This window comes from Plantibacter sp. VKM Ac-2885 (genome assembly GCF_015351205.1).
GTDB lineage: Bacteria > Actinomycetota > Actinomycetes > Actinomycetales > Microbacteriaceae > Plantibacter > Plantibacter auratus.
Window position 1 is genome coordinate 803,123 of the sequence record NZ_JADKSK010000001.1, and the last position, 25,598, is coordinate 828,720.

Consider the following 25,598-nt stretch of genomic DNA (forward strand, 5'->3'; position numbering starts at 1 on the left):
TCCTGTGCCACCGACCCAGTCGCGTCGATCGTCCCGCCCCGGTTCATCGGCCGAACGAGCGGCGGAACATCGCCTTCGCGCGCGCCGCGGTGTCGGCTCGATGGGAATCGGGGATGCGGGTGAGGGTAGCCCCCACCATCGAGATCGCCATGAGGATGTCGTCGGGCTCGACGTGGTCGGCGATGCGATGCGCAGCCAGTTCCTTCGCATGCAGGGCGTGCGCGAGGCGGTCGAGGCGGGTGCCGAGCTCGATGACGCGCGGGTCGTCGCCCTCGCCCAGGATCGCCTCGACGAAGGGCGAGGTGACGAGGGCCTGGTCGATCACGACGTCGAGCAGGGTGTCGAGGGTGGCATCGGGTCGCCCGGTGTGCTCCTCCAGCTCGCCGACGTTCTCGTCGAGCACTGCGAGCGCGAGGGAGAGTCGGTCGGGGAAGTGCCGGTACAGGCTGCCCTGCCCGACGCCCGCCCGCTTCGCGACCGCGCTGAGGGGAGCACTGAAGCCGTCCGCGGCGAACACCTGACGCGCTGCGGCGACGAGCGCTCGGCGGTTCTCGGGTCCCGCGCTCGGGCCTCGGTTCGGCTTCGGGGGCGTGGACGACATCCCGGTAGCGTAACGCCGCGCGACCGGTTCGGTGGACCCGGCTGGGAGCCGACCGTGAGGGCTGGCGGCCGTGCCATGGACGGCGTAACGTGTACCGGACAATGATGTCCGGTATGGATCGAGGCCCATGCGATCCCGCTGCTCATCGCCCTCCCGAGAACAAAGGAACCCTATGAGCGCCCTCACCGCCAACACCCCGATCGCCGCATGGCTCGCCGACCCCACCGGCGGTCCGCTCATCCGCGGCCTCCTCACCCAGCTGGGCACCGAGGAATCGCAGCTCGCCCCGATCTCGGGCCTCCCGCTCCAGCAGCTCGTCGCCCTGAGCCAGGGCAAGCTGCCCCAGTCACTCATCGACGACCTTGTCCTCGCCGCGAACGACGGCGTCGCACCCGTCGACGACGCGCCCCAGGGGTGGCAGGAGCGCATCACCGTCGGTCGGTTCGCCGGCAAGACCGTGATCGTCACCGGGGCCGCTTCCGGCATCGGCCGTGCCACGGCATCCCGCGTCGCGCGCGAGGGCGGCCGGGTCGTGGCCGTGGACCTCTTCGAGGACAAGCTCGCCGACCTCGCCTCGAGCCTGCCGGACGCCGACCTCGTGACGGTCGCCGGCGACATCACGAAGCAGGACGACATCGCCGCGATCGTCGCCGCGGCGGGGGAACGGATCGACGCGCTGGCCAACGTCGCCGGCATCAACGACGACTTCTCCCCGCTCCACGAGACCTCCGACGCGACCTGGGAGCGGGTGATGGGCGTGAACGTCACCGGCGCCTTCAAGCTGACCCGGGCCGTGCTGCCGTCGATGGTCGCGGCCGGATCCGGTTCGGTCGTCAACATCGCGTCCGAGGCCGGGCTTCGTGGCAACGCCTCGGGGAACGCCTACACGACCTCGAAGCACGCGGTCGTCGGCATGACCAAGAGCGCCGCCTTCATGTACGGACCGCACGGCGTCCGGGTCAACGCGGTCGCTCCGGGCGGTGTCGCCACGGGGATCCCCTTCCCGCCGAACGTCTCCGAGGCCGGCTCGGCGCGGCTCGGACCGTTCCAGGCGGCGATCCCGACGATCGCGACCGCGGAGCAGCTCGCGGCGTCCATCACCTTCCTGCTGAGCGACGACGGCGTCAACGTCAACGGCGTCATCCTGCCGTCCGACGGCGGATGGTCGGTGCAGTAGCCGCGCTCGCGCAGAACTTCAGCAATCGATAAGAACAACCATTCTTAACAACTGTTTGGGGCTGGATGAACGCGTTTCTGCTGCGAATCTTGAAGCACACGGGCCCGCTCAGCGTCGCCCGTCCCCTGCGAACGCTCTGAACGAGTACGGCCGGAACGACCGTTCGCACTGCGGTGACACCGCTCACAGGGCCCCACCGATCTTGGCGGAAGGTGGGGCCCTGCGCTGTGCCCGGGCCGCCCTGCACCGTGTGTAGGCCGCTCAGCGCGGGATCGCGGTAGCGAAGCGCCACGGCTGGGAGCGGATCGTCGCGACGGCCCGGGTGATCGCACCGAGGGCGACGACGTCCGCGCCGAGTCGCGAGGCCCGCACGATCGGCGTCGGCGCGTAGGTGCCTTCGTCGAGCCAGGTCTGCGCCGCGGCGATGACGAGTGAGGCGACGCGGGCCACGCCGCCGGCGACGACGACCTCGTCCACGTCGAGCAGGCTGCCGAGCAGGACGCACACCCGCCCGAGGCGCTCCCCGAGACGTTCGACGAGTTTGCCGGCATAGGCGTCGCCCGAGGCTGCGGCGTCGATGATGCGGCCGACATCGAGGGTGCCGATCGGCATCCGGGCGAGCGGGGAGGCCGCCGGCACCGCGCCGGATCGCTGATCCTCCTCCAGCCACGACCGTGCCGCACCGTCGAGGCCCTCCGGCGAACCGACGCCCTCGACCATCCCGAGCACGCGGAGTTCGCCCGCACCGCCGGCCCCGCCGTGCAGCAGCACGCCGTCGACGATGAGTCCCGCGCCGAAGCTCGCCTCGGCCAGGAGGACGGCGATGGACTCGCGTGCCACTTCTCCGAGGGCGCGCTCGGCCGTGGCTGCGAGGTTGGCGTCGTTCTCGAGCACGACGTCGCCCCAGGGGCCGAGGCGGCTCGCGAAGTCGGGGTTCATCCGGGCCCAGTAGTCGTGATCGCCGCGCGGGGAGCGGCCGTGCGCGTCCACCGGTGCCGGGACGCCGACGGCGGTCACGAGCACCTGCCCCGGCGTCGCGCCGGCCTGCACCGTCGCCTCCTCGACGACGGTCCGCGCGGTCGCGAGCCGGAGGTCTGGGTCTTCGTCCCCACCCGCGATGGGGCGTTCGGCTCGGCCGACGACCTCACCACGGAGTGTCGCGACGAGCGCCGCGACCCGATGCTGGCCCACGTCGAGTCCGACCACGAACGCGGTGTCCGCGGCGAGTTCGTAGCGCCTGGCGGGTCGTCCCCGCCGGTAGTCACCGGCGGCCCGGGCGTCGTCGAGCTCCCGGATCCAGCCGCGGTCGGCGAGTGCGTCGCAGGCGTTCAGCACGGTGGCACGGGTCAGGCCGGTCCCGTCCATGACGTCGCTCGCCGTGAACGCACCGTGGTCGAAGGCGTAGGCGGCGACGAGTTCGACGCTCGCCCTGCCCGTCTCGATCCCCGGTTCCACCATGGGGTGACTGTAGCAGGGTTGCATTACTAGATATGGCCGCTATATTTAGTGGCGAAGGTCGACCACCGCCGGTCACGACAGTGCTCGGCTCCGCACCCCGAAAGGAACCGTCCGAGCATGAGCACCACTACCGCCCCGACATCAGCAGACGCTCCGGACCTCCGGGTCGGCGTCATCGGCCTCGGCTTCGCCGGGACCACGCACCTGGACGCCTTCACCGCGCTCCCCGGTGCCACCGTCGTCGCCCTGTCCGGCCAGGAACCGGCGCGCCTCGCCGAGCTGGCCGAGAGCCGTGGGGTCCCCGAGACCTACGCCGACTGGGAGGACCTCGTCGCCCGCGACGACCTCGACATCGTCTCGATCGGTGTGCCGAACGCCCTGCACCACCCGATCGCCGTGGCCGCGCTCCGCAGCGGCAAGCACGTCTTCTGCGAGAAGCCGCTCGCCACGACCGCCGACCTCGCCGCCGAGATGGTGGAGGCGGCGACCGCCGCCGACCGCGTCCTCGAGGTCGCCTACAACCACCGCCGTCGTGCCGACGTCGCCTACCTCGCGCGTTACCTCGCCGAGGAGCCGATCGGTCGCGTCTACCACTCGCGCGCCTCCTGGCTCCGTCGTCAGGGTGTGCCCGGTATCGACTCCTGGTTCACGAATAAGGCTGCTGCCGGTGGCGGGCCGCTCATCGACCTCGGCTCCCACGTGCTCGACATCGCGCTGTCGCTCCTCGGCGAGCCGCGCGTGACGCACGTCTCGGCCGTCGCGTACAACGAGCTCGGCCGCGCCGGTCGCGGTGGCTCCTCCGGCGGCGGTCCGGTCTCGAGCCGGTCCACGCACGCCTTCGACGTCGAGGACTTCGCGTCCGCCCTCCTGCGGTTCGAGGACGGCGGCAGCCTGCACCTCGAGGCGTCGTGGGCGTCCTACTCGAAGGCCCACGAGGACATCTCGGTCGAGCTCCTCGGTTCGGAGGGCGGCGTCCGCCTCCACGTCGACAACTACAACACCGAGGGAACGGTCACGATCTACCGCGACGTCGCCGGTGCGCCGACGATCGAACGTCCCGCGGTCCAGGTCCCGGCCGGCCACCATCAGTCGGTCATCGCGGAGTTCCTCGACACCATCCGCGCGGGCGAGACCGCCGGCGGTGAACTCCGGTTCGCCGGTCACCACGGCGAGTACGCACTGCACCGCAGCCGCGTCATCGACGCCGCCTACGCCTCGGCCGCCGCCGGGCACGAACTGGAGGTCCCCGCATGAGCACCACGACACCGATCCGCATCCGCGTCTGGAACGAGTTCGTCCACGAGTCCCGCGGTGACGCCGTGGTGCTCGGCCACTACCCCGACGGCATCCACGCCGTGATCGCGGCGGGCCTCGAGGAGTCGCTCGGCGACGCCGTGTCCGTCTCGACCGCGACCCTCCAGGATCCCGAGCACGGTCTCACCGAGGAGGTCCTCGCGAACATCGACGTCCTCTTCTGGTGGGGGCACATCGCCCACGACCAGGTCTCCGACGAGGTCGTCGAGCGGGTCGTGCGCCACGTCCACGCCGGTATGGGCATCGTCGTGCTGCACTCCGGGCACTACTCGCGGGTCTTCCAGCGGCTGATGGGCACGAGCTGCGCCCTCAAGTGGCGGAACGACGGCGAGCGGGAGCTCGTCTGGACAGTGCTCCCGGACCACCCCATCGCGCAGGGTGTCCCGCACCCGATCGTCATCGACCGCCAGGAGATGTACGGCGAGCAGTTCGACATCCCGCGCCCCGACGAGGAGGTGTTCCTCTCCACCTTCGCCGGCGGCGAGGTCTTCCGGTCCGGTGTCGCGTACCACCGCGGTCGCGGGCGCGTGTTCTACTTCTCGCCGGGCGACCAGGAGTACCCGGTCTACCACCACCCCGACATCCGTCGAGTGCTGGCGAACGCGGCCCAGTGGGCGCGCCCGACGATCGAGCGCACGCCGCCGACCGCGGACCAGCACCCGAGGGACTGGTTCCTGAACTAGCGCGTCCGTGTCCCTGACACCAGCCCCTCCACCGATCCGTCGGGCAGCGAGAGGCTGGTGGCAGGCCGATCGGCCGACCACCGGACGATGAGGGAGGACGACATGCCCGGGAAGCAGAATCCTTCGCTGAAGGACCCCGAGCTCTACGAGAAGCTCCGCGACGACGGCGCGTCGAAGGGCAAGGCCGCTCGGATCTCGAACGCCGCGGCGAAGCAGGGACGCTCGACGATCGGGGAGAAGGGTGGCGAGGCCGGGTCGTACGACGACTGGACGGTCGCGCAGCTCCGCGAGCGCGCGAAGGAGATCGGCCTGACCGGCTACTCCAGCAAGCGGAAGAGCGAACTCATCGCGATGCTCCGCGACAGCTGAGCAGGCGGCGCTGCCGTCCGGGCTACTTCGCTTGGGCGGTCGCGTCGTCGCCGACCGTCGCGTGCACGACGACCTCGCCGGTGTTCGCCTCGTGCATGAAGCCTTCGAGCAGTGCGCGGTCCATCTCGCCGACCTCGTCGGAGTCGAAGGAGAACTGCAGGGCGATCGCCGGGTGCAGCCAGAGCGTCGTGCGTCCGTCGCTGATGGAGTCTTGTCGGATCGTGAGCGCGAACGACTCGTTCCGTCGCAGCTTCATGAGCGCGATCGTCTTGACATGGGCGAGCGTTCGATCGTCGAGCCGAACGCGTGCATCGCCGGTGCCGTAGACCAGTTGTCCCATGGGATCCCTCGACTTCCGACCCCTGCGATGGCCGACGACGCGAGCGGCCGACTGCTGTGCGCATCCCGACGGGGTCCGGGCCGGTGAAGCGCTCTCTCAGGATACGAGACATTCTTGGCGCGCGCCCGATTATCCACAAGGCGATGACTGTTCGCCGACGCGCATTGTCCGCTGCCCGAGCCATCCGCGCAATGGCCCGGGCGCCCCCATCTCTGCGCGCTAGCGTGGCACACCTGAGAAAGGGGCTGACGATGGGATTCCTTCGCCTCGGTGCGCTCCGATCACAGGTCGACGACCAGACGCTCGCCCAACTGGAACGCGTGATCCTCACCCGCATGCTCGGCGAGCGCTCGTTCCGACTGCAGCTCCACCGTGGGCGCTTCCAATCGTCCGAGCCGGTCACCGTGTCGCCCGAGCAGCCGATCGTCTTCGCGTTCGACGCGGAGTTCGAGCCACCGATCGACGAGCGCATGGCCGCCGAGATGCTCGAGGAGATCGAGATCACGGGCGGATTGCACGTCGTCGTCGCCTGACCAGCAGCAGACCGACACCAGTACCACATCGAAACCACCACCACAGGAAGCAGGAGCGACATGAGCGACTTCACCGGAGCAGACGCATTGGGTACCGACCCGGACATGGTGGTCGGCACGCCGCCCACCGAGATCCCGGACGAGTCGACGGATGAGGACACGGCGGACGAGCCGGACGTGCTCGAGCAGCCGGACACGGACGCTCGCTGAGTCCATCACACGCGGAAGCGCCGCCGACCCTCGGGTCGGCGGCGCTTCCGCGTGCAGCGGGCGGGGCTCAGCCCTGCTCGGTCTCCTCGGGGTCCGCGCCCGGCCGCACGGCCGCGTCGTCGCGGATGTCGATCCGGGTCACGCCGTCGCCCTGGTCGGTGACGTCGATGCGGGGAGCCGCGTCGGCTTCGGTCGCGTTCGGGGCGGTCGTCAGCTGGTCGTGCCGGTTCTCGTCGTGCGTGTTGGGAGTCTGGTCGCTGTCGGTCATGCCCAGACGATAGCGCACGGGCACGCGGTGCCTCCCGGTATACCCTCCGGGTTGCGGATGCAAGGTCTGACGGCCCGACCGCTTCGGTTCCCAGAATGGTCGTATGAGGAAGTTGCACTACGCCGGCGGGTACCTGCTGATGGCCGACCAGACCTGCAAGGCGCTCCTCCGGTATGCGCGAGCCCTCGCCCAGACCGGCGAGTCCGACATTGCTGTGGTGCCGACCATCTCGGACGGTGGCAGCCTCGGGTACGCCCACCTCCTTGTCGGACCCGCGAGCCAGTTGTTCTCGACCCCTGTGGAGAACGCCTCGAAGGAACCCTTCGACGAGGAGATCATCGCCGAGCTCGAACGGCGGACCGCCGCGCTCCAGCCGGCGCGACCGGAGTGGGCGACCGAACTCACCGACGTCGACGATCTGGAGTTCGACGAACGCTCGATGTGAGGGCAGACCGGGCTGCGATCACGACCGCGAGGTGCGCGCGACCGCGAGGTTCAGGTGCGCGGACCCGGCTCCGGCACGAGGACGAGACCCTGGTTCGAGTCGGCGCTGACCGCGAGGGCATCGAGCCAGGCGCGATTGAGTTCGACCGGGACGCTGCCCGCGTACTTGAACCGGAGGGACATCGCCGGGTGGAGCCAGATCGTCGTCCGGCCGTCGCCTGACCGCGGATCGTCCTTCCACCCGAAGTAGAACGCTTCGCCGCGACGCAACTTCGCGCCGATGACCTGTTGCAGGTGGGCGAGGACCCGGTCGTCGAACGTCACCGACACGTCTGCGTCGTAGATCATCTTGCCCATGGGTTCTCCTGCTCCGCTCTCCGGTTTCCACCGTAGGCCCGGTCCTGTGGAAGCACCACGTTCCCCGAGGGGGTTGCGAACCGGCGCGAGTCACCGGACCTGACACGCAGAAGCGGCATCGGCGCGATGCCGGTGCCGCTCAGCGGTGGTGCGCGATCGCTCAGACGCTGATCGGCAGCGCCTCCGCGATCGAGGTGCGGTGCAGGACGTCCCAGCGGCTGGTGTAGCTGCGCTCGGGGAGTGAGCGGAGCGCCTCGACCAGGTGGGGCGGGAGCAGGTCGCGGCGGGCCTCACGCGTCAGGTCGCTGGGGCGGCAGGGGTACTCCATGCCGCGTAGGAATTCGTCGAGCTCGGTGAACACGAGCATCTCCTCTCTGGGCGCGTCGTGGCACCCGATGTCAGGCGGGCCGGCTGCGTCGACCGGTCGTCAGACCGCCGTGCCCTCCTTCGAGTGTCGTTCCCGTTCGGCCGTTCGGCGCGCTCTTGCCTTTCCGTCGTCGAGCTGCTACTCGACGGGCCCGGACGTTCGGACTAGCGTGTGCCCATGACGACGCTCCGGGTCCACAATCTCGCCGTCTCGCTCGACGGGTTCGCCACGGGCGAGGGCCAGTCCTTCGAGACCCCCTTCGGCCACGCCCAGCACCGGCTCATGCAGTGGTTCTTCCCGACCCGCACCTTCGTGTCGATGAGCGGGCACGAGGACGAAGCGGTCGGCGCGGGGACGCGCGGGGTCGACGACGCGTTCGCCGCGGCCACGGGTGATCGCATCGGCGTCGAGATCATGGGCCGGCGCAAGTTCGGTCCGCAGCTCGGACCATGGGAGGACGAGAGTTGGCGGGGATGGTGGGGCGAGGAGCCGCCGTTCCACACGCCGGTCGTCGTGCTGACCCACCATGAACGCCCGGACCTGGTGGTCGGTGAGACGACGTTCCTCTTCCGTGACCTGTCCGCCGTCGACGCGTTGTCGTTCGCGACGTCGCTCGCCGACGGACTCGACGTCCGTCTCGGCGGAGGACCGACGACGGTCCGCCAGTTCCTCGAGGCCGACCTCGTCGACCATCTCCATGTGGTCGTCGTCCCGATCCTGCTCGGTCGTGGGGTGCGGCTCTGGGACGGGCTCGAAGGCCTCGAGGAGCGGTTCACGGTCGAGGTGACCGCATCACCGAGTGGCGTCGTGCATTATGTGTTCGCGCGGAAGCCGCGCTGAAGGTCGACCGGGGCCGGTGACCGGGCCTCAGAGCTCGAGGCGTCGCTCCACGATGTCGCGGGCGACGTCGGCCAGGGCACGACGTCCGCCGCGAGCGTGCTTCCGGATGCGCTCGAAGGCCTCTTCGACCGAGATCGCGGCGGTGTAGGCGACGACGCCCTTCGCCTGCTCGATGACGACCCTGGACTGCAGCGCGGACTCCAGCTGCTCGCGGGTCGCGTCACTCTCGCGGAGGGTCCGCTCGTGCAGGATCCCGATGGTCGCGACGTCGGCCATCGCCTGTGCGGCCTGGGACTCGAACCGGTCGAGGGCTTCCGGAGTCGTGCGGAACAGGTTGAGGGTGCCGATGGTGGTCCGGCGGAGTCGCAGCGGGAAGGCATGAGCCGACCGGAATCCCGCGGTCGCCGCGACCTCGGCGAATCTCGGCCAGTCGGCTGCGACCGCGGCGATCTCGGGGATCGACACCGGCGTCGCATCACGGAAGCTGTCGATGCAGGGGCCTTCGTCCGCGCTCAGCTGGATGAGTTCGACGAGCTTCCCGGACTCGCTCGTCGACGCGATCAGTTCGAGATCACCGTTCGGGTCGGCCAGGAGGATGCCCGAGGCCTGGACGTCGAGGAGGTCCACGGTCGCGTCGACGAGGGTCTGGAGCAGGTCGACGACGTCGTACTCGTCCACCAGGGTGTCGGCGAGCGTCGCGAACACGTCGAGGAGGGCGGTCGAGTGACGGAGCTCGGAGCCGGTCCCGTCGTCGCCGCGCGCGCTCATCGCTCGTCTTCGATCGTGTCGTCGCGCAGCACGTAGCCGGTGCGACGTTCGAGGATGTCCTCGGCGACGTCCGACATCGAGCGGTTCTGGGCGAAGGCCTGAGCCTGGATCAGCAGGTGGGCGTCGTCAGGGGTGAGGCCGAGTTGCGCGATCACGAACCCGGTCGCCTGATGGATCCGGCGTCGGGCGTGGGGCTTGAGCTGCGTCGTGTCGGGGAGGCTCGCGAGTTCGAGGGTGCGTCGGAGCACGTACCGGCTGAGCGGGCGGGTGAGGGACATCATGTCCTCGACCGCCTGCGAGTCCAGCGTGCGCTCCTCGGTGTCGTACAGCTCGACCGCGCCCACCTGGAGCGGCCCGACGCGGAGGGGGAAGGCGAAGATGGAGCCGACCGCGTGGTCGCGGATCGCCTCGGTGAACGACGGCCAGGAGTCGTAGCCGTTCCGCTTGACGGCCTCCTCGAGCACCGGGCGGCCGCTTCCGACGGCGTCCCAGCAGGGGCCCTCGGAGAGGTCGAACTGCAGCTCGTCGATGAGCGCGATCTGCTCGTCGCTCGCGGCGATCGTCTCGGGGCTCAGGGTGTCGCCGAGCGTCGCGATCGAGACGCCGCTGAGGGGCATGAGCCGGAGGATCGGCTCCACCAGCTGGTCGTCCTCGTCGACCCGGTCGAGTGCGCTGTACACGATGGCGAAGGTGTCGCTCATGTCCGCATTCCTTCCGGGCTCAAGGGTGGTCTCCGCTCATCGTACGGCTATCCCGCTGCGATCGCCGGGTGGCGATCCGTCCTGCCTGGGAAAGCAAGGGGCCGCCTTGGCGGGGTGGATTCGCCTAACGTGGCGTCATGCCTCTGACGACGACAACCTCTCCGCGCCCCTCCGCCCACCGGTCCGCAGCAACCGATCGGTCGGCGCGATGAGCCGCGGGGTCGCCGTCGTCACCGGCGGAACCGCAGGGCTCGGTCGTGCGACCGTCCGTGAACTCGCGAAGCGCGGCTGGGACGTCGCGGTGCTGGCGCGTGGCGAGGACGGACTCGATGCGACCATCGCCGAGGTCGAGCAGGCCGGGCGTCGTGCTCTCGCGGTGCCGACGGACGTCGCCGACCGGGAGGCCGTCGAGCAGGCGGCGGACCGGGTCGAGGCGGAACTCGGACCGATCGAGCTGTGGGTGAACTGCGCCATGGTCGGCGTCTTCGGGGACTTCCTCACGACCGAACCGGCGGACTTCGAGCGTGCCGTGGCGGTCAACTTCTTCGGCTTCGTCAACGGCACCAGGGCCGCCCTCTCGCGAATGACGCCGCGCGACCGTGGGCACGTGATCCAGGTCGGTTCCGCCCTTTCCCACCGCGGCATCCCGCTGCAGGCCGCGTACTGCGGGTCGAAGTTCGGTGCCCGAGGCTTCACGGAGTCGGTCACCGCCGAGCTCCTCCACGACGGCAGCAACGTCAAGCTCTCGACCGTGGACATGCCGGCGCTCAACACCATTCAGTTCAGCTGGGTGAAGTCGCAGCTGCCCGAGCACCCGCAGCCGGTGCCGCCGATCTACCAGCCCGAGGTCGGTGCGACCGCCATCGCCGACGTCGCAGACCGACCGCGGCGACGCACCTGGGTGGGGGAGTCCACCGTCGGCACGATCCTCGGCGACCGCTTCGCCGGCGGATTCCTCGACTGGTTCCTCGCCAGGACCGGATACTCCGGCCAGCTCGCGCCGGACAAGCACGACCCGCGCATGCCCGACAACGTCTACACGCCCGCCCCCGGTGACCACGGCGCTCGTGGCGTGTTCAGCGACAAGGCCCACTCGTGGAGCCCGCAGACCTGGGCGATCCGCCACCGGCGGGCCGTGTACGCGACCGCCGCCGGCACCCTCGCAGCGGGTGTCGCCCTGGTGGCCGGCGCGGCGAAGCGGCGCTGAGCACGATGGCGCGGCGCGAGCAGTTCGACGCGGTGGTCGTCGGCGCGGGTCCCAACGGGCTTGCGGCCGCGGTGACCCTCGCCCGGGCCGGCCTGCACGTGCAGGTGGTCGAGCGGGGCGACACGATCGGTGGTGGTGCCAGGACCGCCGAGCTGACGTTGCCCGGCTTCCACCACGACATCTGCTCCGCGGTCCACCCGATGGCGCTCGCCTCCGGGTTCTTCCGATCCTTCGGCCTCGAGCGCCGCATCGACCTCGTCGTGCCGGAGATCTCCTACGCCCACCCGCTCGACGGTGGACGGGCCGGGATCGCCTACCGCGACATCGACCGCACCGCCGACGCCCTCGGACGTGACGGCGCGGCCTGGCGCTCGCTCATGGGCCCGCTCGCCGCCGACGCCGACCGCGTCTCGCAGTTCACCGGCGGCAAGCTCCTGCAGGTGCCGCGACACCCGGTCACGGTCGCACGCTTCGGCCTCCGCGCCCTCGAGCAGGGGAGCCCGGCCTGGAATCTCCGGTTCCGCGAGGAGACGGCCCCGGCCATGCTCAGCGGTGTCGCCGCCCACTCCATCCGGCCGATGCCGAGCCTGTCCACCTCGGCCGCCGCCCTGTCGCTCGGCGCGTATGCGCACGCCCGCGGTTGGCCCATCCCCGTCGGCGGCAGCCAAGCGATCGTCGACGCGCTCGCGGCCGACCTGCTGGCCCACGGTGGTGAGATCGTCACCGGAACCGAGGTGCGATCCATCGACGAGCTGCCGTCCGCCCGCGCCGTCCTGTTCGACACGACGCCGAAGGCGCTCGCCGAGATCGCGGGCAGTCGACTGCCCGACGCGTACCTCCGTCGTCTCTCCCGGTTCCGGTACGGCGACGGCGTGGCCAAGGTCGACTTCGCGCTCTCGGGTCCCGTCCCGTGGACGAACCCGGAACTGGCCCGGGCCGGCACGCTCCACCTCGGCGGCACTCGCCCGGAGATCGCCGCCGCCGAGCGCGACGTCGCCCGCGGCCGGCACAGCGAGTCGCCCTACGTCCTCGTCTCGCAGCCCGACGTCGGCGATCCTGGTCGCGCTCCTGGTGACGCTCAGGTCCTCTGGGCGTACACGCACGTGCCGAGCGGATCCGGTCTCGATCAGACCGAGGCGATCATCCGGCAGATCGAGCGCTTCGCCCCCGGGTTCCGCGACGTGATCCTGACGTCGGCGTCGATGACCGCCCGCGACATGGCGCGGTACAACCCGAACTACGTGCTCGGTGACATCGCGGCCGGTGCTGCGAGCTTCGTGCAGCTCGTCGCGCGTCCCGTGCTCTCGAACGACCCGTGGCGGACGCCGACGCCGGGGATCTTCCTCTGCTCCTCGTCGACTCCGCCCGGCCCGGGCGTCCACGGTCTCGCCGGCTGGCACGCCGCCCGCAGCGCCCTCCGCTCGGTCTTTGGCCGCGACCGCATGCCGTCGCTCGCGCCCGACCGACCGCGTCCGACCTCCTGACCTCGTCCCTGCTCCAGCGAAAGGAACACCACCGTGTCCCACACCACTCGGATCCTCGACTGCCCGCCCGACCGTGTCTTCGCCGTCCTCGCCGACGGCTGGCTCTTCCCGGCGTGGGTGGTCGGTGCGTCCCGAATGCGCGACGTCGGTGACCGGTGGCCGCACGTGGGTGGGAAGCTGCACCACTCCTTCGGTGTCTGGCCGGCGGTGCTGAACGACGAGACGACCGTGCTCCAGTGGGATGCTCCGCACCGGTTCGTCATCCAGCCGAAGGGGTGGCCGCTCGGTGAGGCCCGCGTCGCGGTCGAGGTCGAGCCGCACGGGCGCGGGTGCATCGTCCACCTGCATGAGCACGCCGTGACGGGCCCTGGTGCGCTGATCCCGGTCTGGCTCCTCGACATCGGGCTGCACATCCGCAACATCGAGACGCTGCGCCGACTCGCCCACCTCGCCGAGGGCGGCGCCGGCGGCACCCACCTGGTCGAGGCGGCCGAGCCGACGGCCGAAGATCGGAAGCGCGCCGAGTTCCCGAAGCGATCGTTGTTCGCGCGGGCGGCGTCGGTCCTCGTCGTCGCCGTGCCGGTGGTCGCGGTGGCGCGCAAGCTCGCCCGCTGACGGTGTCCGGTCATGCCCGCCGCAAGTGATCCGGCCGACGCCCTGCCCGGGGACGGTCGCGACGAGACGCTGAACGAGCGATCCGACCGCAACTGGTCGGAGCTGCTGCAGGAGTTCCGGGTCCTGCAGACGGGCACGCAGATCCTCGCGGGCTTCCTGCTGACGCTGCCGTTCCAGCCGCGGTTCACCGAGCTCAGTGGATTCGACCACGTGCTGTACCTCGTCCTCGTGGTCCTGGCCGTGACGGTGACGCTCCTGGCGCTCGCGCCGGTCATCATGCACCGGCTCGTCTTCGGACGACTGGAGAAACCACAGCTGGTGCGGTTGTCCAGCAGGATCCTCATGGTGTGTCTCGGGGCGGCGTCGCTGCTGTTCGCGGGGATCGTCCTCTTCGTCTTCGACTTCGTCGCATCGCCTGCGGTCGGGCTGTGGGCGGGTGGGGCCGTGGTCGTCGTCATCGGGCTGGTGTGGATCGTCGGCCCGCGCCTGATCCGGGGTGCGCGCGACCGCGTGTCCTGAGGTGATCGACGTGCCCGCGGTGAGCGCCGAGAATGGGACGATGCCCGACACCTGCACCTTCTGCCGCATCCTGCGTGACGAGCCCGACGACATCACCTGGGTGGAGCGCGAGGACGAGGCGGTCGCCTTCCGGCCGTTGCCCGAGTCGGAGCTCGCGCCCGGCCACACCCTCGTGCTGCCGCGGGCGCACAGCGTCGGCCTGCTCGACGCCGATCCGCGAGCCCTGCGAGCGACGACGGCACTCGCTCAGCGGGTGGGACGCGCGATGCGGGCGGCGCTCGGTGCGACCGGCGTCGTCGTGCTGAGTGCGTCCGGTGCCGACGCCGGGCAGAGCGTCCCCCACCTCCATCTCCACGTCGTCCCGTGCTGGGATGACGACGGGGTCACGTTCTGGCCCGAGGGCCGCTCGAAGCACCGGGTCGACGGCGACCCGCATGCGCTTCTGGCGGAGATGTTCGAGTAGTCGGAGATCGCCGCTCCTTGAGTTGACCTCAAGACCGATTGAGGTTCTACGGTTGAAGCATGACCATTCCCACCACGCCGTCCGCTGATCCCGATGCCCTCGCCCGCGCCGCGACCGTCGACGGGTTCAAGACGGCGTTCCGTGACCACCCGGCGGGCGTCGCGCTGATCAGTGCCTCGACCGATCGGGGAGACGTCGGGCTGACGGCGTCATCGGTCGCGTCGGTGGCCGTCGACCCGCCGATGCTGTCCTTCTCGGTCACGCGAGCCACGGGGTCCGCGGGCGGACTGTTGAGTGCGGGGACGGTCGTCGTCCACCTCCTGGCCGACCACCACCTGGAGGTCGCGAAGGCGTTCGCCAAGACGGGGGAGCCGCGCTTCACTCCGGAACAGCACTGGGAGCGACTCGCGACCGGCGAGCCCTATCTGCCGAGCGCCCGTGCGGCGCTGCGCTGCCGGATCGTGCAGACGGTCCCGGCCGGCAGCTCGATGCTCGTCATCGCCGAGGTGCTGGAGGTCATCCCGCCCGGCACGGATGCGCCGGCGCTCGTCTACCAGAACCGCAACTTCCACCGCTTGGAGTCCGACCCGCTCGGCTGATCAGGCGAGGAGCGCGATCGGGCCGATGTCCGCGATCGCCTCGATGACCCGCTCGGGGTGCTCGGCGATCCGGTTGAGGACGTAGAGCCACCACTCGGGTCCGTAGACGAGGTACTCGCGCGTCGCGAACCCGCGGCGGCGGAGGTCGTCGAGCAGTTCGGTGCCGAGTCCCTGGAGCATCTCGAACTCGACGTGCGGCTGCCGGAGGTCGTCGCCGAGAGCGCCCTCGAGTGCAGCGACGAGGTTCACGTCGTGGGTGGCGACGTTGACCCGGTGACCCGACCCAACGAGTCGCGTGACCATGCTGATGTAGGCCGCGGTCATCGGCGCCGAATCGCGGGGGTAGGCGACCTCGCTCGATTCGAGGAAGGCGCCCTTCACGACGCGGATCGGCCCGGGTCGGTCCAGCACCCGGTCGAGGTCCGCGGGGGTGCGGTGCAGTCGCGCCTGCAGGGTGACGCCGGTCTCCGGGAAGGCGTCGGCGATCTGCTCGAAGATCGACAACACGAGGTCCGTGCGGTCGGAACCCTCGGCGGAGATCATGAGCGAGGTCCCGGCGTCCCTGGCTGCCTGTGCGAGCGCCAGGCCGTTGCGCAGGCCGAGCTCGGGGGAGACGACCGAACCGATGTGGGAGAGGTCGAGCGAGATCGTCGCGGTCTGGTCGGATTCGCTGATCCGGCGGGCGAGGTCGATGAACTCCGCGGTCTGTTCGTCGGCGACACGTGCGTCGCGGACGGACTCGCCGACGAGCTCGATGCTCCAGCGATGCCCACGATCGGCGTTCGCTTCGAGGAGCCGCAAGGCGGAGGCCGCGTCCTCGCCGGCGATGTATCGCAGGGCGGCCCGCTTGGCGACGGCGGCGGCCTCCGGTTGGGCGAGGACTCGCGCTTTGAGGTCCTCGTCGAGGGCCCAGGCTCGCAGGGTGTCGGCGGCGCGCGACAGCGTCTCGTCGTTCATCAGCATGCTCCGACCCTATCCAGTCGTGGGTGGCGGTCCGGTCGGCACCGGGGCCCGGACGGCACCAGGGTCTGGGCTGCGTCGCCCGTGCGCGCTACGCTCGCTCACGTGGCGAGCTTCGAGGAGAAACCGATCCTGGACCTCACGCTCGATGAGTGGGAGGCCTACCTCGCTGGCGCGCCGAGCGACGCGGGCGTGCGGTTGAAGCTGCGGAAGAAGACCTCGAAGGCGTCGGGGATCACCTGGTCGGAGGCACTGGACGTCGCCCTCTGCTACGGATGGATCGACGGTCAGAGCAAACGGTTCGACGACGATTACACGCTGCAGGCGTTCACCCCGCGGCGGAAGAGCAGCCCGTGGTCGCAGATCAACCGGGAGCACGTCGCCCGCCTCATCGAGGAGGGGCGGATGCGTCCCGGTGGGCTCGCGGAGATCGAACGCGCCAAGGCCGACGGGCGGTGGGACGTGGCGTACCGGCAGAAGGACGCCGTCGCACCGGACGACCTGCAGGTGGCGCTCGATGCGAACCCCGAGGCGGCGGCGTACTTCGCGACGCTCGGCCGCACCGACCGATTCCGTGTCTTCTTCCGCCTGAGCAACATCAAGACGCCCGCGATCAGGGCCGCGCGCATCGCCGACGTGGTCGAGAAGGCCGCTCGGGGCGAGCAGCACTACCGCTGATGGTGGGTGGATCGGCGCGGATGAGGGTCTCGCCAGGGACCGTCTGGCCGCTCGTCCACGAGGAGCGTCGGCGGCTCGTCGCGGACCTGTCGGTGCTGGGGGACGAGCAGTGGGGGACGCCGTCGCTGTGCACGGGATGGGATGTGCATGACGTCGTGGCTCATCTCGTCGACTCGGCGAAGACGACGCGGCTGGGATTCGCCCGTCGGCTCATCGCGGCGCGGTTCGATTTCGACCTGGACAACGCACGCGGGGTCGAGCGGGAGCGGAGGAACGACCCGCAGGAGACGCTCCGCGCCCTGGCGGACACCACCGAGCTGACATGCACCCCGCCGGCGAACCTCGCGACCAGGCTCGTCGAGGCCATCGTGCACGGCGAGGACGTCCGTCGACCGCTCGGCATCCGCGCGGACTACCCGACAGCCGCGGTCCTGGTGGCGTTGGAGTACCAGGTCCGGACCGGCGTCTCGATGGGCGGCGGCAAGGAACGCGCTCGGGGCCTCCGGCTCGTCGCCGAGGACGCCGGGGTGAGCTGGGGTGCGGGCGACGAGGTCCGCGGATCGGCGCTCGACCTCTTGCTCGCGGTGTCAGGGCGACCGACCGGGCCGGCTCTGCCTGGGCGGTGAGGGACGGGCTGGAAGTCACCCGCGCGTGCCTCTTCCGTGTGTCGAGGTGTCGCGGCTCGGCTGCCCTTCGACAAGCTCAGGGACCGAAATGGTTCGGGCACACTTCTGCCGGTCACTGAGCTTGTCGAAGTGCCCACGGAGGACCCCTCGACAGGCTCAGGGACCGGGTTCATCCGGGTGAACCTCTTCGGTTGACCGAGGTGGCGCGGCTCGGCCGCCCTTCGACAAGCTCAGGGACCGAAACGGTTCGGGCACACTTCTGCCGGTCACTGAGCCTGTCGAAGTGCCCACGAGCACGCCCCATCGTTCCGGGCACACCGGTCCCGGTCACTGAGCTTGTCGAAGTGCCCACGAGGAACCCTTCGACACGTGGACACGCTCAGAACGGCGCGGGATCGGGTTCGGTCCGATACTGCTTCCCATCGGGTGTCGTCCAGTCGAGGACCCCGCCGGGTTTGTGTTCGAGGTTCCACCCGGGCAGGTGTTTCATGCGGTGGTGATGTCGACACAGGCAGGCAAGATTGCCGACACCTGTCGTCCCGCCGTCCTCCCACGCGACCGAATGATCGAGATCACACGCTCTGGCCCGTCTGCCGCAGCCCGGTGCCCGACAAGTGCCGTCCCGCAGCCGGACCGCCCGCTGGAGGTCGGCCGGGACCCGGTACTGGTTCCGCCCGACGGAGAGGACCGCACCCGTTTCCGGTTGGACGAGGATCCGGGTGAAGCTGGGGGCGTTCACCGCGATACGGGCGGCGGTCTCGGGGTCGATCGGACCGTAGCCGTCGAGCATGCCGGGTGCGTCGGAGACGCCGGCCATGGTGAGCGCCGGGACGGTGATCTGCACGGTCGGCTTGATGTGCTCCTGCACCTCGATGGGGTGCGGGAGGACCGGGCTCGACATGACGTCGTCTGGCGTGACTCCGGTGAGCGCGAGCGCCGCTAGGGCGTCGGCCTGCAGTTGTGCGCAGGTGCGCGTATCTCCTGCTGCTCGCGACTTCGCCGCCGCTGCTTCGACCCGCTCGACGAGCCCCTGGGCGATCGGGGCGGTGGTGAAGAGGTGCACCCACGCCATGCCATCGGCTGCGGGCTCGAACTCGACCCGGCGGTCGGCCTCCGACCGCCGGGCGCGTGCGGTGATGGACTCGGGGTGGAGTCGCTCGCGGAGCGTGCGGGCGCGCTTGCGGAGGTTCGCGTTGGTCGTCTGCTCGGCGACCGGCAGGACTTCCGCGAGGAACGCTGCCCGCCCAGCGATCGGCACGTCACTGAGTTGGTCGATGATCGTCTGCGCGTGCCGGGCCGAGATGCGCCCGGCCTCGAGGGACGCGAGCACGGCGGGTGCGTCGTTCACGAGCCGCTCGGCGTCGTTCGTCGCCCGCTGGACCGTCTGCTCAGGCGTTCGGGTCGCCATGGCGAGGGCCGCGCAGGTGGAGCGGCGGGAGAGCGCAAGGCGCTCGGCCGGCGGGAAGATCGCCGGGACCGTGGCGTCGGCGAAGGCGTCCGCGTAGGCGGCAGAGCGGGCGAGGAGCCGGGCCTCCTCGGCGTCCAGAGCCGCGCGGCGGCGGTGGATGTCCGCGAAGGCATCCGAGAACTCCGCCAACTGCGCGGCGTACTCGTCACCAGCTCGAACTGCGGAGGCGGTGGTCTCGGTCATGGAACAAGTCCACCATGGACCACTGACATTCCAGATGCTGAGTTGGCATAGTTGTGGAAGGTGCTCGTGGACCCTTCGACAAGCTCAGGGACCGGGGGAGGTTGGCCGGATTGGCGGGGTATTCCGTGGGCCCTTCGACAGGGTCAGGGACCGGTGGAAGGGCGCCGGATTCCTGGGGTTCCTCGTGTGCCCTTCGACAGGCTCAGGGACCGGAAGAGGTCTGCCGGATTGGCGAGGTTGTGTGCTCTTCGACAGGATCAGGGGCCGGTGGAAGGGCGCCCGGATTAGGGGGGTTCTTCCGCGTGCCCTTCGACAGGGTCAGGGGCCGGAGGAGCGTCGCCCGATTCGTGGGGTTCTTCTGTGTGCCCTTCGACAGGCTCAGGGACCGGGAGAAGATCACCTGAGCAGGAGGTCCCTCGTGGGCCCTTCGACAGGCTCAGGGACCGGGACAGGATCACCGGAGCGGGAGGTTCTTCGTGGGCCCTTCGACAGGCTCCGGGACCGGGGGAAGGGTGCCCGATTCGCGGGTCCGCGGGGCCTTCTGCAGGGTCAGGGACCGGAGTAGGGCACTCGACGAGCGACCGGCCCAGCGGCCGGACGGGGTCAGACGGCCCGGGTGAGCAGGTCCGCGACGCGCTTCGCGACGGCGTCGTTCCACGCGGTGACCCCGAACGCGGTCGGCCACAGGTCGCCGTCGTCGAGCTTCGCGGAGTCGTTGAACCCGATGGTCGCGTAGCGCGCTTTGAACTTCGCCGCCGCCTGGAAGAACACGACCGCCTTGCCGTCGGCACCGACGTAGGCGGGCATGCCGTACCAGGTCTTGGCCGCGAGGCCGGAGTCGCCGCCCATGATCAGCTCGTGCAACGGCTCGGCGATCGCGCGGTCGGCGTCCTCCATGTCCGCGATCGCGTCGACGACGGCCTGCAGTGCCTCCTCGCGACTCGCGGCCGCCTTCAGCTCCTTGGCGCGCTCCTTCATCGCCGCGCGTTCCTCGGCGCTGAATCCGCTCTTCGTGCTCGACTGCTTCTCGGCCATGTCGACGTCCTTCCGTCCGGGGCTGTGGTCCGCCTCTCACGGTAGCCCTGCGAGCCCCACGGCGCTTCTCGAATCCTGCTCGGCCCACTCAGTTGCCCGGAAGCGCTCGAAAACGGCCGGAAAACGGACCGATTCGGGCGACTCAGTCGTCCAGCGCGCCCGACCCGAGCACCGACTCGACGATGACCCGGATCGCGTACTCGCTGGTCTCGGCGAGGTCGACGTCCGCAGGGTCGATGAGCCACTGCACCTGCAGGCCGTCCATGACCGCCAGGATCGACGCCGCCGCACGGTGGATCGTCTCGGGCGCATCCACGCCCCGCTCGGCGCACACCACTTCGAACGCCTCCGCGATCTCCCGCCGCAGGGTCCGGTAGCGGTCGTCGAAGTAGTGCCTGGCCGGGTGGTCCTCGGTCACCGACTCCGCCGACAGGACGACGAACGCCTGCACGATCCCGGCGCGCTGCGCGTTCGCGGCTGCGGTGCGGATCAGGTGCTTGAACAGGTCGATACCGCCGGGGATGTGCTGGTCGTCGAGGTCCTGCACGTCCGTCGCGTCCCGGTAGCTGAGCACTTCGAGGAGGAGCTGGTCCTTCGATCCGAAGTGGTGCAGGATGCCCGCCGGCGTCATGTCGACGAGCTCGGCGATGTCGATGAGGGTGCCGTTCGCGTACCCCTTGGCGCCGAAGACGTCGAGCGCCGAGCGGACGACCTCGGCTCGCCTCGCCACGGTCGCCGGGCGTGGCGGGGCCGGTCGTTTCGCCGTGTTCTGTCGTTTCACCGTGCTCATGGTGTCCGTTCCGCGGGGGCCTCGATGCGCCCGACACTACCGCGCTTGCCAACTTACTGAATGGTCAGTAAGTTATCACCGAATCCCGACTTGCGCCGCACTGCCGCAGCGCACACCCAAGAGGAGAAAGCGATGAAGCTGAGAACCCCACTGCTGGCCGCGTTCGCGGCCACAGTCCTGCTGCTCACCGGATGCACCGGTGGCGGCGGGTCGAGCGACGGCCCCGAGAGCGGCGCCGCCCTGACGATCGCGAAGCCGGACGGCTCGATCGCCACCGAGTCCAACAACCCCTACGTCGGCGACTCGTCCGCGATGAAGCTCGGCTACATCAACGCGATCCTGGAGCCGCTCGCGATCGTCAACCTCGTCGACCCGAGCGCCGAGGTGAAGCCGTGGCTCGCCTCCGAGATCGCTTGGTCCGACGACTACACGTCCGTCGCGCTGACCGCTCGCGAGGGCGTCACCTGGAACGACGGCGAGGCGTTCAGCGCCGACGACATCGCGTTCACCTTCCAGCAGTTCATCGACCACCCCGAACTCGACAACTCGGCCCTCGGCCTCACCTCGGTCGCGACCGAAGGCGACACCGTCACCCTGTCGTTCACGAACCCCATGTTCGTGAAGCAGGACAAGGTGCTCCTCAAGCAGATCGTCCCGAAGCACGTGTGGGAGTCCGTCGACGACCCCGCCACCTTCGAGAACCCGGAGCCCGTCGGCACCGGTCCGTACACGCTGACGAGCTTCAGCACCGAGAGCGTCGAACTCTCCGCCCGCGACGACTACTGGGGTGAGCAGCCGGCCGTGCCGACGCTCTACTACGTGTCGTACAACGACAACACGGCCCTCACCACCGCCCTCGCGAACGGCGACGCCGACTGGGCGCAGGCCTTCATCCCGAACGTGCAGTCCGCGTACCTCGACAAGGACAAGGAACACAACGTCTACTGGGCGGCCGCCGGTCTCGCCGTCGACGCGATGTTCGTGAACACGCAGACGAAGCCGTTCAACGACCCCGCGTTCCGCCAGGCGGTGAACCTCGTCATCGACCGCGAGCAGCACCAGCAGATCGCCCGTGAGGGCGGCGTCCCCGAGCTCAGCTCGGTGACCGGTCTCCCGACCCCGGCGGGCGACGCGTTCATCGCCTCCGAGTTCGAGGGCGAGGACTACACCGTCGACGCGAAGGCCGCGAAGCAGGTCCTCACCGACGCCGGCTACACCTGGGAGGACGACGTCCTCACCGACCCGTCCGGCGAGGCCGTCACCTTCACGCTGTCGGTGCCGCAGGGCTGGAACGACTACGTGACCGGCATCAGCCTCATCGCCGACTCGGTCAAGACGCTGGGCGTCACCGCCACGGTCGACACCCCCGACCAGGACACCTGGTGGGCGGCGAAGTCGGACGGCGACTTCCAGGCGATCCTGCACTGGACCGACACCGGCGCGACGCCGTACGACCTGTACTCCGACATCATGGACGGCCGCTGGCTCGTCGCCGAGGGTGAGGCGGCCGACTTCAACTTCGGTCGGTACGACAGCCCGGAGGCAACCGCGGCGCTCGCCGCCTACGCCAACGCGACGGATGACGCGACGCGCGCAGCCGCCCTTGAGACCGTGCAGAAGCTGTTCGTCTCCGACGTCCCGGCCATGCCGATCGGCACGCGCCCGTTCATCGGTTCGTACAACACGCGGAACTACACCGGATGGCCGAGCGAGGACGATCCCTACGCGCCCGCCGACCCGACGCAGCCGACCGCGGTCTACATCCTCACGCAGCTCAAAGCCGCGAAGTAGACACGGGCACCACACCGACGGGCGGGGCGCTCATCCGCCCCGCCCGTCACCTCCCGCATGCGCAACGGCATGCACCGCGATCAGCACAGAACGGACTCATGCAGTGACCAACGACGACCTGCTGACGGTGTCCTCCTTCAGCGTCACCTACGACGTGGAACCACCCGTCGAAGCCGTGCGCGACGTCTCGCTCACCCTCCGCCGCGGCGAGATCCTCGGCCTCGCGGGCGAGTCCGGCTGCGGCAAGACCACCCTCGCCTACGGCCTGCAACGGCTCCTCAAACCACCGGCGGTCATCACGGGTGGGACCGCCGTCTTCCACGACGAGTCCGGCGAGGACATCGACCTCGGCCGGCTGGGCGAGGAGGAGATGCGCGCGTTCCGCTGGGACAAGGCCTCCATGGTGTTCCAGGGCGCGATGAACGCCCTCAACCCGGTCACCTCGATCGGGCGGCAGCTCGACGACGTCTTCACCACGCACCGCCGGGGTTTGTCGCGAGCCGAACGCCGCGAGGAGGCGGGCAAGCTGCTCGACATCGTCGGGGTCGGCCGCGACCGCCTGAAGTCCTACCCGCACGAGCTCTCCGGCGGCATGCGCCAGCGCGTCATGATCGCGATGGCGCTCGCCCTGAAACCGCAGCTGATGATCATGGACGAGCCGACCACCGCGCTCGACGTGCTCGTGCAGCGCGAGATCCTCCAACAGATCTCCGAGCTCCGCACCGAGTTCGGCTTCTCGGTCATCTTCATCACCCACGACCTCCCGCTGCTCCTCGAGATCTCCGATCGCATCGCCGTCATGCGCGCCGGCCGACTCGTCGAGATCGACACGGCGGAACGCATCTACCGACAGGCGAAGGACCCGTACACGCGGAAGCTGCTCGCGTCCTTCCCGAGCCTCACCGGCGAGCGCGGCGACTTCGTCCGTGGGACCGGTGCCGCCACGTCGGCCACCCAGGCAGGAGTGACCGCATGACCACCCTCGAGTTCTCGCACGTCTCGAAGCGCTACCGGGTCCGTGGTTCCGGCCACATGCTCGCGCTCGACGACGTCAGTTTCACCCTGCGGTCCGGCCAGACGCTCGCCCTCGTCGGACAGTCCGGCAGCGGCAAGTCGACCATCGCGAAGATCCTCACCCAGTTGGAACGGGCGACGAGCGGCGACATCCTGCTCGACGGCAAGGCGATCCCGCGTCGTGGTCGTGCACTCCGCCGCTACCGTCAGCAGGTCCGCATGGTCTTCCAGGACCCGTTCGCCTCACTGAACCCGTCGCACACGATCCGCCACCACCTGGAGCGACCGCTTCGCCTCGACCACGTCGTCCCCGAGGCCGAGGTCGAGGACGAGGTGCACCGCCTCCTCGAGCGCGTGCAGCTCGATCCGGCCGGCACGATCGACCGTCGGCCCCACGAACTGTCCGGCGGTCAGCGCCAGCGGGTCGCCATCGCCCGTGCGCTCGCCTCGCGTCCGTCCCTCCTCATCGCCGACGAGCCCGTCTCGATGCTCGACGTCTCCATCCGGCTGGGCGTCCTCAACCTCCTGGCCGAGCTGCAGCGTGAGTCACAACTCGGCGTGCTCTACATCACGCACGACCTCGCGACCGCGCGGCACTTCAGCGACGAGATCATGGTCCTGCACCACGGCGAGGTGGTCGAGCGAGGCCCGGCCGACGACGTGATCCTCCGCCCGCAACACCCGTACACGCTCGCCCTCCGCAACGCGTCGCCCGACCCCGACCGCCACTTCGCGGGAACGGAGACCATCGCATGACCTTCTTCCTCCGTCGCGCCGCCTTCTACGCGTTCACCGCGTGGGCCGCGATCACGATCAACTTCTTCCTGCCACGGATGCTCAAGGGCGACCCCGTCTCGGCGTACATCGCCAAGAACCAGGGCCGCATCAGCCCCGAGGCAGCGGACTCACTGCGCACCCTGTTCGGACTCGACGCCGACAGGTCGATGCTCGAGCAGTACCTCGACTACTGGCGGCTCCTCTTCTCAGGCGACCTCGGACGGTCCTTCTCGAAGGGCCTCGCGCCCGTCACCGACGTGATCGCCGCCGCCCTCCCGTGGACCGTTGGTCTCGTCGGGATCGCGACGATCCTGTCGTTCGTCCTCGGGACGTCCATCGGCGCCCTCATCGGATGGCGACGCGGCAGCAAGGCGGACTTCATCGTCCCGCTGTCCACCTTCTTCTCGACGGTGCCGTACTTCTGGATGGGCCTCATCGCGATCGCGGTGTTCTCCACCCTGCTCGGCTGGTTCCCCGCCTCCCACGCCTACGGCAAGGGATCGAGGCCCGAGTTCTCGCTCGACTTCTTCGGGCAGGTGATCGCGCACGGCTTCCTCCCGGCGGCGACGATCGTGCTCGCCTCGCTGGGCGGCTGGATCCTCGGCATGCGCAACATGATGGTCACCGTCCTCGACGAGGACTACGTGACCGTCGCCCAGGCGAAGGGACTGCCGACCCGGCGGGTGCTCGTCGACTACGCGGCGCGCAACGCGATGCTGCCGCAGCTGTCGAGCTTCGCCCTGTCGCTCGGCTTCATCGTCGGCGGCACGATCGTCATGGAGATGGTCTTCTCCTACCCGGGCGTCGGCAAGCTGCTGCTCGACGCCACGACGGCGAAGGACTACCCGCTCATGCAGGGGCTCTTCCTCGTCATCACGCTCACCGTCCTCGTCGCGAACATCCTGGCCGACGTCGCCTACGCGGTGCTCGACCCCCGCACCCGCCAGATGGAGTCCTGA

At 69.8% G+C, this 25,598-nt stretch carries 32 protein-coding genes; 20 read left to right on the top strand and 12 right to left on the bottom strand.

Features of this window, described 5'->3' with window-relative positions; genetic code table 11:
* Window positions 1–43 precede the first annotated feature (43 nt).
* Complete coding sequence (locus ITJ66_RS03890) at window positions 44–601, bottom strand: TetR/AcrR family transcriptional regulator (RefSeq protein WP_138946160.1); 558 nt, start codon at window positions 599–601, stop codon at window positions 44–46.
* 172 nt (window positions 602–773) lie between these two features.
* On the opposite strand from ITJ66_RS03890, the gene ITJ66_RS03895 reads away from it, so the two are divergent.
* Window positions 774–1,778, top strand: a complete 1,005-nt coding sequence (locus tag ITJ66_RS03895; RefSeq protein WP_191940318.1) for an SDR family NAD(P)-dependent oxidoreductase — start codon at window positions 774–776, stop codon at window positions 1,776–1,778.
* 261 nt (window positions 1,779–2,039) lie between these two features.
* Here the strand turns inward: ITJ66_RS03895 and ITJ66_RS03900 are convergent, their stop codons facing one another.
* Window positions 2,040–3,236, bottom strand: coding sequence for an ROK family transcriptional regulator (locus ITJ66_RS03900; protein ID WP_194643557.1), 1,197 nt, complete (start codon window positions 3,234–3,236; stop codon window positions 2,040–2,042).
* Between the two features lie 117 nt (window positions 3,237–3,353).
* On the opposite strand from ITJ66_RS03900, the gene ITJ66_RS03905 reads away from it, so the two are divergent.
* The 3 genes from ITJ66_RS03905 to ITJ66_RS03915 all read left to right on the top strand — a co-directional run bounded on the left by ITJ66_RS03905 (window position 3,354) and on the right by ITJ66_RS03915 (window position 5,602).
* The gene (locus ITJ66_RS03905) at window positions 3,354–4,490 is read left to right on the top strand and encodes a Gfo/Idh/MocA family protein (RefSeq protein WP_194643559.1); all 1,137 of its coding nucleotides are present in this window, start codon (window positions 3,354–3,356) and stop codon (window positions 4,488–4,490) included.
* On the top strand, window positions 4,487–5,233 hold the full coding sequence (locus tag ITJ66_RS03910; protein WP_194643561.1) for a ThuA domain-containing protein: 747 nt from the start codon (window positions 4,487–4,489) through the stop codon (window positions 5,231–5,233). The genes ITJ66_RS03905 and ITJ66_RS03910 overlap by 4 nt, the downstream gene beginning before the upstream one ends.
* Before the next feature lie 102 nt (window positions 5,234–5,335).
* Window positions 5,336–5,602: a Rho termination factor N-terminal domain-containing protein gene (locus ITJ66_RS03915; protein ID WP_137242499.1), complete on the top strand. Its 267-nt coding sequence runs from the start codon at window positions 5,336–5,338 to the stop codon at window positions 5,600–5,602.
* A 22-nt stretch (window positions 5,603–5,624) separates the two neighbouring features.
* Here the strand turns inward: ITJ66_RS03915 and ITJ66_RS03920 are convergent, their stop codons facing one another.
* On the bottom strand, window positions 5,625–5,942 hold the full coding sequence (locus tag ITJ66_RS03920; RefSeq protein ID WP_137242498.1) for a hypothetical protein: 318 nt from the start codon (window positions 5,940–5,942) through the stop codon (window positions 5,625–5,627).
* A 251-nt stretch (window positions 5,943–6,193) separates the two neighbouring features.
* Between ITJ66_RS03920 and ITJ66_RS03925 the strand changes: the two genes are divergently transcribed.
* Window positions 6,194–6,475 (top strand): hypothetical protein, encoded by a 282-nt coding sequence (locus ITJ66_RS03925; RefSeq protein ID WP_064297054.1) that lies wholly within the window; start codon window positions 6,194–6,196, stop codon window positions 6,473–6,475.
* Between the two features lie 60 nt (window positions 6,476–6,535).
* Window positions 6,536–6,685: a hypothetical protein gene (locus ITJ66_RS03930; RefSeq protein WP_159453395.1), complete on the top strand. Its 150-nt coding sequence runs from the start codon at window positions 6,536–6,538 to the stop codon at window positions 6,683–6,685.
* A 67-nt stretch (window positions 6,686–6,752) separates the two neighbouring features.
* Here the strand turns inward: ITJ66_RS03930 and ITJ66_RS03935 are convergent, their stop codons facing one another.
* Complete coding sequence (locus ITJ66_RS03935) at window positions 6,753–6,953, bottom strand: hypothetical protein (RefSeq protein WP_194643563.1); 201 nt, start codon at window positions 6,951–6,953, stop codon at window positions 6,753–6,755.
* A 103-nt stretch (window positions 6,954–7,056) separates the two neighbouring features.
* On the opposite strand from ITJ66_RS03935, the gene ITJ66_RS03940 reads away from it, so the two are divergent.
* Complete coding sequence (locus tag ITJ66_RS03940; protein ID WP_085512067.1) at window positions 7,057–7,398, top strand: hypothetical protein; 342 nt, start codon at window positions 7,057–7,059, stop codon at window positions 7,396–7,398.
* Between the two features lie 50 nt (window positions 7,399–7,448).
* Here ITJ66_RS03940 and ITJ66_RS03945 read toward each other — a convergent pair whose 3' ends face one another.
* Both ITJ66_RS03945 and ITJ66_RS03950 read right to left on the bottom strand, forming a co-directional pair.
* Window positions 7,449–7,754 carry an ATP-dependent DNA ligase gene (locus ITJ66_RS03945; RefSeq protein WP_137242495.1) on the bottom strand — a complete coding sequence of 102 codons (306 nt, stop codon included), beginning with the start codon at window positions 7,752–7,754 and terminating at the stop codon, window positions 7,449–7,451.
* 160 nt (window positions 7,755–7,914) lie between these two features.
* On the bottom strand, window positions 7,915–8,115 hold the full coding sequence (locus ITJ66_RS03950) for a DUF2795 domain-containing protein (protein WP_161578564.1): 201 nt from the start codon (window positions 8,113–8,115) through the stop codon (window positions 7,915–7,917).
* A 183-nt stretch (window positions 8,116–8,298) separates the two neighbouring features.
* On the opposite strand from ITJ66_RS03950, the gene ITJ66_RS03955 reads away from it, so the two are divergent.
* Complete coding sequence (locus ITJ66_RS03955; protein ID WP_194643565.1) at window positions 8,299–8,961, top strand: dihydrofolate reductase family protein; 663 nt, start codon at window positions 8,299–8,301, stop codon at window positions 8,959–8,961.
* 27 nt (window positions 8,962–8,988) lie between these two features.
* Here the strand turns inward: ITJ66_RS03955 and ITJ66_RS03960 are convergent, their stop codons facing one another.
* Complete coding sequence (locus ITJ66_RS03960) at window positions 8,989–9,729, bottom strand: GAF and ANTAR domain-containing protein (RefSeq protein WP_124768481.1); 741 nt, start codon at window positions 9,727–9,729, stop codon at window positions 8,989–8,991.
* On the bottom strand, window positions 9,726–10,430 hold the full coding sequence (locus ITJ66_RS03965; RefSeq protein WP_137242493.1) for a GAF and ANTAR domain-containing protein: 705 nt from the start codon (window positions 10,428–10,430) through the stop codon (window positions 9,726–9,728). Before ITJ66_RS03965 ends, ITJ66_RS03960 begins: the two co-directional genes overlap by 4 nt.
* Window positions 10,431–10,638: 208 nt before the next feature.
* On the opposite strand from ITJ66_RS03965, the gene ITJ66_RS03970 reads away from it, so the two are divergent.
* From ITJ66_RS03970 to ITJ66_RS03995, 6 genes are read left to right on the top strand one after another with little or no spacing between them, the layout of a single operon-like run.
* Window positions 10,639–11,637, top strand: a complete 999-nt coding sequence (locus ITJ66_RS03970) for an SDR family oxidoreductase (protein ID WP_194643567.1) — start codon at window positions 10,639–10,641, stop codon at window positions 11,635–11,637.
* A gap of 5 nt (window positions 11,638–11,642) precedes the next feature.
* Window positions 11,643–13,121: an NAD(P)/FAD-dependent oxidoreductase gene (locus ITJ66_RS03975; protein WP_194643569.1), complete on the top strand. Its 1,479-nt coding sequence runs from the start codon at window positions 11,643–11,645 to the stop codon at window positions 13,119–13,121.
* 33 nt (window positions 13,122–13,154) lie between these two features.
* On the top strand, window positions 13,155–13,736 hold the full coding sequence (locus ITJ66_RS03980; RefSeq protein WP_194643571.1) for an SRPBCC family protein: 582 nt from the start codon (window positions 13,155–13,157) through the stop codon (window positions 13,734–13,736).
* A gap of 12 nt (window positions 13,737–13,748) precedes the next feature.
* Window positions 13,749–14,255 carry a DUF6328 family protein gene (locus ITJ66_RS03985; protein ID WP_086472945.1) on the top strand — a complete coding sequence of 169 codons (507 nt, stop codon included), beginning with the start codon at window positions 13,749–13,751 and terminating at the stop codon, window positions 14,253–14,255.
* 40 nt (window positions 14,256–14,295) lie between these two features.
* Complete coding sequence (locus tag ITJ66_RS03990; RefSeq protein WP_194643573.1) at window positions 14,296–14,718, top strand: HIT family protein; 423 nt, start codon at window positions 14,296–14,298, stop codon at window positions 14,716–14,718.
* Between the two features lie 59 nt (window positions 14,719–14,777).
* Window positions 14,778–15,317 (top strand): flavin reductase family protein, encoded by a 540-nt coding sequence (locus tag ITJ66_RS03995; protein ID WP_082916284.1) that lies wholly within the window; start codon window positions 14,778–14,780, stop codon window positions 15,315–15,317.
* On the opposite strand, the gene ITJ66_RS04000 is transcribed toward ITJ66_RS03995, so the two are convergent.
* Window positions 15,318–16,280 carry a proline dehydrogenase family protein gene (locus ITJ66_RS04000; RefSeq protein ID WP_228501472.1) on the bottom strand — a complete coding sequence of 321 codons (963 nt, stop codon included), beginning with the start codon at window positions 16,278–16,280 and terminating at the stop codon, window positions 15,318–15,320. It abuts the gene before it with no gap.
* A gap of 102 nt (window positions 16,281–16,382) precedes the next feature.
* On the opposite strand from ITJ66_RS04000, the gene ITJ66_RS04005 reads away from it, so the two are divergent.
* Both ITJ66_RS04005 and ITJ66_RS04010 read left to right on the top strand, forming a co-directional pair.
* Entirely contained in the window at window positions 16,383–16,955 is a 573-nt protein-coding gene (locus tag ITJ66_RS04005) for a YdeI/OmpD-associated family protein (protein ID WP_192019229.1), read from the top strand.
* Between the two features lie 20 nt (window positions 16,956–16,975).
* Complete coding sequence (locus ITJ66_RS04010; protein ID WP_194643575.1) at window positions 16,976–17,581, top strand: maleylpyruvate isomerase family mycothiol-dependent enzyme; 606 nt, start codon at window positions 16,976–16,978, stop codon at window positions 17,579–17,581.
* A gap of 379 nt (window positions 17,582–17,960) precedes the next feature.
* On the opposite strand, the gene ITJ66_RS04015 is transcribed toward ITJ66_RS04010, so the two are convergent.
* The 3 genes from ITJ66_RS04015 to ITJ66_RS04025 all read right to left on the bottom strand — a co-directional run bounded on the left by ITJ66_RS04015 (window position 17,961) and on the right by ITJ66_RS04025 (window position 21,057).
* Window positions 17,961–19,232 carry an HNH endonuclease signature motif containing protein gene (locus ITJ66_RS04015; RefSeq protein WP_194643577.1) on the bottom strand — a complete coding sequence of 424 codons (1,272 nt, stop codon included), beginning with the start codon at window positions 19,230–19,232 and terminating at the stop codon, window positions 17,961–17,963.
* A 603-nt stretch (window positions 19,233–19,835) separates the two neighbouring features.
* Entirely contained in the window at window positions 19,836–20,267 is a 432-nt protein-coding gene (locus tag ITJ66_RS04020) for a hypothetical protein (RefSeq protein WP_194643579.1), read from the bottom strand.
* A gap of 142 nt (window positions 20,268–20,409) precedes the next feature.
* Window positions 20,410–21,057 (bottom strand): TetR/AcrR family transcriptional regulator, encoded by a 648-nt coding sequence (locus ITJ66_RS04025; RefSeq protein ID WP_194643581.1) that lies wholly within the window; start codon window positions 21,055–21,057, stop codon window positions 20,410–20,412.
* A 132-nt stretch (window positions 21,058–21,189) separates the two neighbouring features.
* Between ITJ66_RS04025 and ITJ66_RS04030 the strand changes: the two genes are divergently transcribed.
* The 4 genes from ITJ66_RS04030 (at window position 21,190) to ITJ66_RS04045 (ending at window position 25,598) form a co-directional block, all read left to right on the top strand.
* A complete protein-coding gene (locus ITJ66_RS04030; protein ID WP_194643583.1) occupies window positions 21,190–22,848 on the top strand; it encodes an ABC transporter substrate-binding protein in 1,659 nt (552 codons plus the stop codon).
* A 103-nt stretch (window positions 22,849–22,951) separates the two neighbouring features.
* Complete coding sequence (locus ITJ66_RS04035) at window positions 22,952–23,824, top strand: ABC transporter ATP-binding protein (RefSeq protein WP_191940331.1); 873 nt, start codon at window positions 22,952–22,954, stop codon at window positions 23,822–23,824.
* The gene (locus ITJ66_RS04040) at window positions 23,821–24,618 is read left to right on the top strand and encodes an ABC transporter ATP-binding protein (protein ID WP_056009243.1); all 798 of its coding nucleotides are present in this window, start codon (window positions 23,821–23,823) and stop codon (window positions 24,616–24,618) included. Before ITJ66_RS04035 ends, ITJ66_RS04040 begins: the two co-directional genes overlap by 4 nt.
* Window positions 24,615–25,598: an ABC transporter permease gene (locus tag ITJ66_RS04045; protein WP_194643585.1), complete on the top strand. Its 984-nt coding sequence runs from the start codon at window positions 24,615–24,617 to the stop codon at window positions 25,596–25,598. Before ITJ66_RS04040 ends, ITJ66_RS04045 begins: the two co-directional genes overlap by 4 nt.

Excerpts from the sequence above, each read along its gene's own strand:
- ITJ66_RS03995 (WP_082916284.1), top strand. The coding sequence starts at position 14,778 with ATGACCATTCCCACCACGCCGTCCGCTGATCCCGATGCCCTCGCCCGC.
- ITJ66_RS03985 (WP_086472945.1), top strand. The coding sequence starts at position 13,749 with ATGCCCGCCGCAAGTGATCCGGCCGACGCCCTGCCCGGGGACGGTCGC.
- ITJ66_RS04030 (WP_194643583.1), top strand. The coding sequence starts at position 21,190 with ATGAAGCTGAGAACCCCACTGCTGGCCGCGTTCGCGGCCACAGTCCTG.
- ITJ66_RS03900 (WP_194643557.1), bottom strand. The coding sequence starts at position 3,236 with ATGGTGGAACCGGGGATCGAGACGGGCAGGGCGAGCGTCGAACTCGTC.
- ITJ66_RS03890 (WP_138946160.1), bottom strand. The coding sequence starts at position 601 with ATGTCGTCCACGCCCCCGAAGCCGAACCGAGGCCCGAGCGCGGGACCC.
- ITJ66_RS03915 (WP_137242499.1), top strand. The coding sequence starts at position 5,336 with ATGCCCGGGAAGCAGAATCCTTCGCTGAAGGACCCCGAGCTCTACGAG.
- ITJ66_RS03975 (WP_194643569.1), top strand. The coding sequence starts at position 11,643 with ATGGCGCGGCGCGAGCAGTTCGACGCGGTGGTCGTCGGCGCGGGTCCC.
- ITJ66_RS03905 (WP_194643559.1), top strand. The coding sequence starts at position 3,354 with ATGAGCACCACTACCGCCCCGACATCAGCAGACGCTCCGGACCTCCGG.
- ITJ66_RS04045 (WP_194643585.1), top strand. The coding sequence starts at position 24,615 with ATGACCTTCTTCCTCCGTCGCGCCGCCTTCTACGCGTTCACCGCGTGG.
- ITJ66_RS04025 (WP_194643581.1), bottom strand. The coding sequence starts at position 21,057 with ATGAGCACGGTGAAACGACAGAACACGGCGAAACGACCGGCCCCGCCA.
- ITJ66_RS04040 (WP_056009243.1), top strand. The coding sequence starts at position 23,821 with ATGACCACCCTCGAGTTCTCGCACGTCTCGAAGCGCTACCGGGTCCGT.
- ITJ66_RS04000 (WP_228501472.1), bottom strand. The coding sequence starts at position 16,280 with ATGCTGATGAACGACGAGACGCTGTCGCGCGCCGCCGACACCCTGCGA.
- ITJ66_RS03970 (WP_194643567.1), top strand. The coding sequence starts at position 10,639 with ATGAGCCGCGGGGTCGCCGTCGTCACCGGCGGAACCGCAGGGCTCGGT.
- ITJ66_RS03920 (WP_137242498.1), bottom strand. The coding sequence starts at position 5,942 with ATGGGACAACTGGTCTACGGCACCGGCGATGCACGCGTTCGGCTCGAC.
- ITJ66_RS03955 (WP_194643565.1), top strand. The coding sequence starts at position 8,299 with ATGACGACGCTCCGGGTCCACAATCTCGCCGTCTCGCTCGACGGGTTC.
- ITJ66_RS03925 (WP_064297054.1), top strand. The coding sequence starts at position 6,194 with ATGGGATTCCTTCGCCTCGGTGCGCTCCGATCACAGGTCGACGACCAG.
- ITJ66_RS03990 (WP_194643573.1), top strand. The coding sequence starts at position 14,296 with ATGCCCGACACCTGCACCTTCTGCCGCATCCTGCGTGACGAGCCCGAC.
- ITJ66_RS03945 (WP_137242495.1), bottom strand. The coding sequence starts at position 7,754 with ATGGGCAAGATGATCTACGACGCAGACGTGTCGGTGACGTTCGACGAC.
- ITJ66_RS03930 (WP_159453395.1), top strand. The coding sequence starts at position 6,536 with ATGAGCGACTTCACCGGAGCAGACGCATTGGGTACCGACCCGGACATG.
- ITJ66_RS03935 (WP_194643563.1), bottom strand. The coding sequence starts at position 6,953 with ATGACCGACAGCGACCAGACTCCCAACACGCACGACGAGAACCGGCAC.
- ITJ66_RS04015 (WP_194643577.1), bottom strand. The coding sequence starts at position 19,232 with ATGACCGAGACCACCGCCTCCGCAGTTCGAGCTGGTGACGAGTACGCC.
- ITJ66_RS03960 (WP_124768481.1), bottom strand. The coding sequence starts at position 9,729 with ATGAGCGCGCGCGGCGACGACGGGACCGGCTCCGAGCTCCGTCACTCG.
- ITJ66_RS03910 (WP_194643561.1), top strand. The coding sequence starts at position 4,487 with ATGAGCACCACGACACCGATCCGCATCCGCGTCTGGAACGAGTTCGTC.
- ITJ66_RS04020 (WP_194643579.1), bottom strand. The coding sequence starts at position 20,267 with ATGGCCGAGAAGCAGTCGAGCACGAAGAGCGGATTCAGCGCCGAGGAA.
- ITJ66_RS03940 (WP_085512067.1), top strand. The coding sequence starts at position 7,057 with ATGAGGAAGTTGCACTACGCCGGCGGGTACCTGCTGATGGCCGACCAG.
- ITJ66_RS03895 (WP_191940318.1), top strand. The coding sequence starts at position 774 with ATGAGCGCCCTCACCGCCAACACCCCGATCGCCGCATGGCTCGCCGAC.
- ITJ66_RS03965 (WP_137242493.1), bottom strand. The coding sequence starts at position 10,430 with ATGAGCGACACCTTCGCCATCGTGTACAGCGCACTCGACCGGGTCGAC.
- ITJ66_RS04010 (WP_194643575.1), top strand. The coding sequence starts at position 16,976 with ATGAGGGTCTCGCCAGGGACCGTCTGGCCGCTCGTCCACGAGGAGCGT.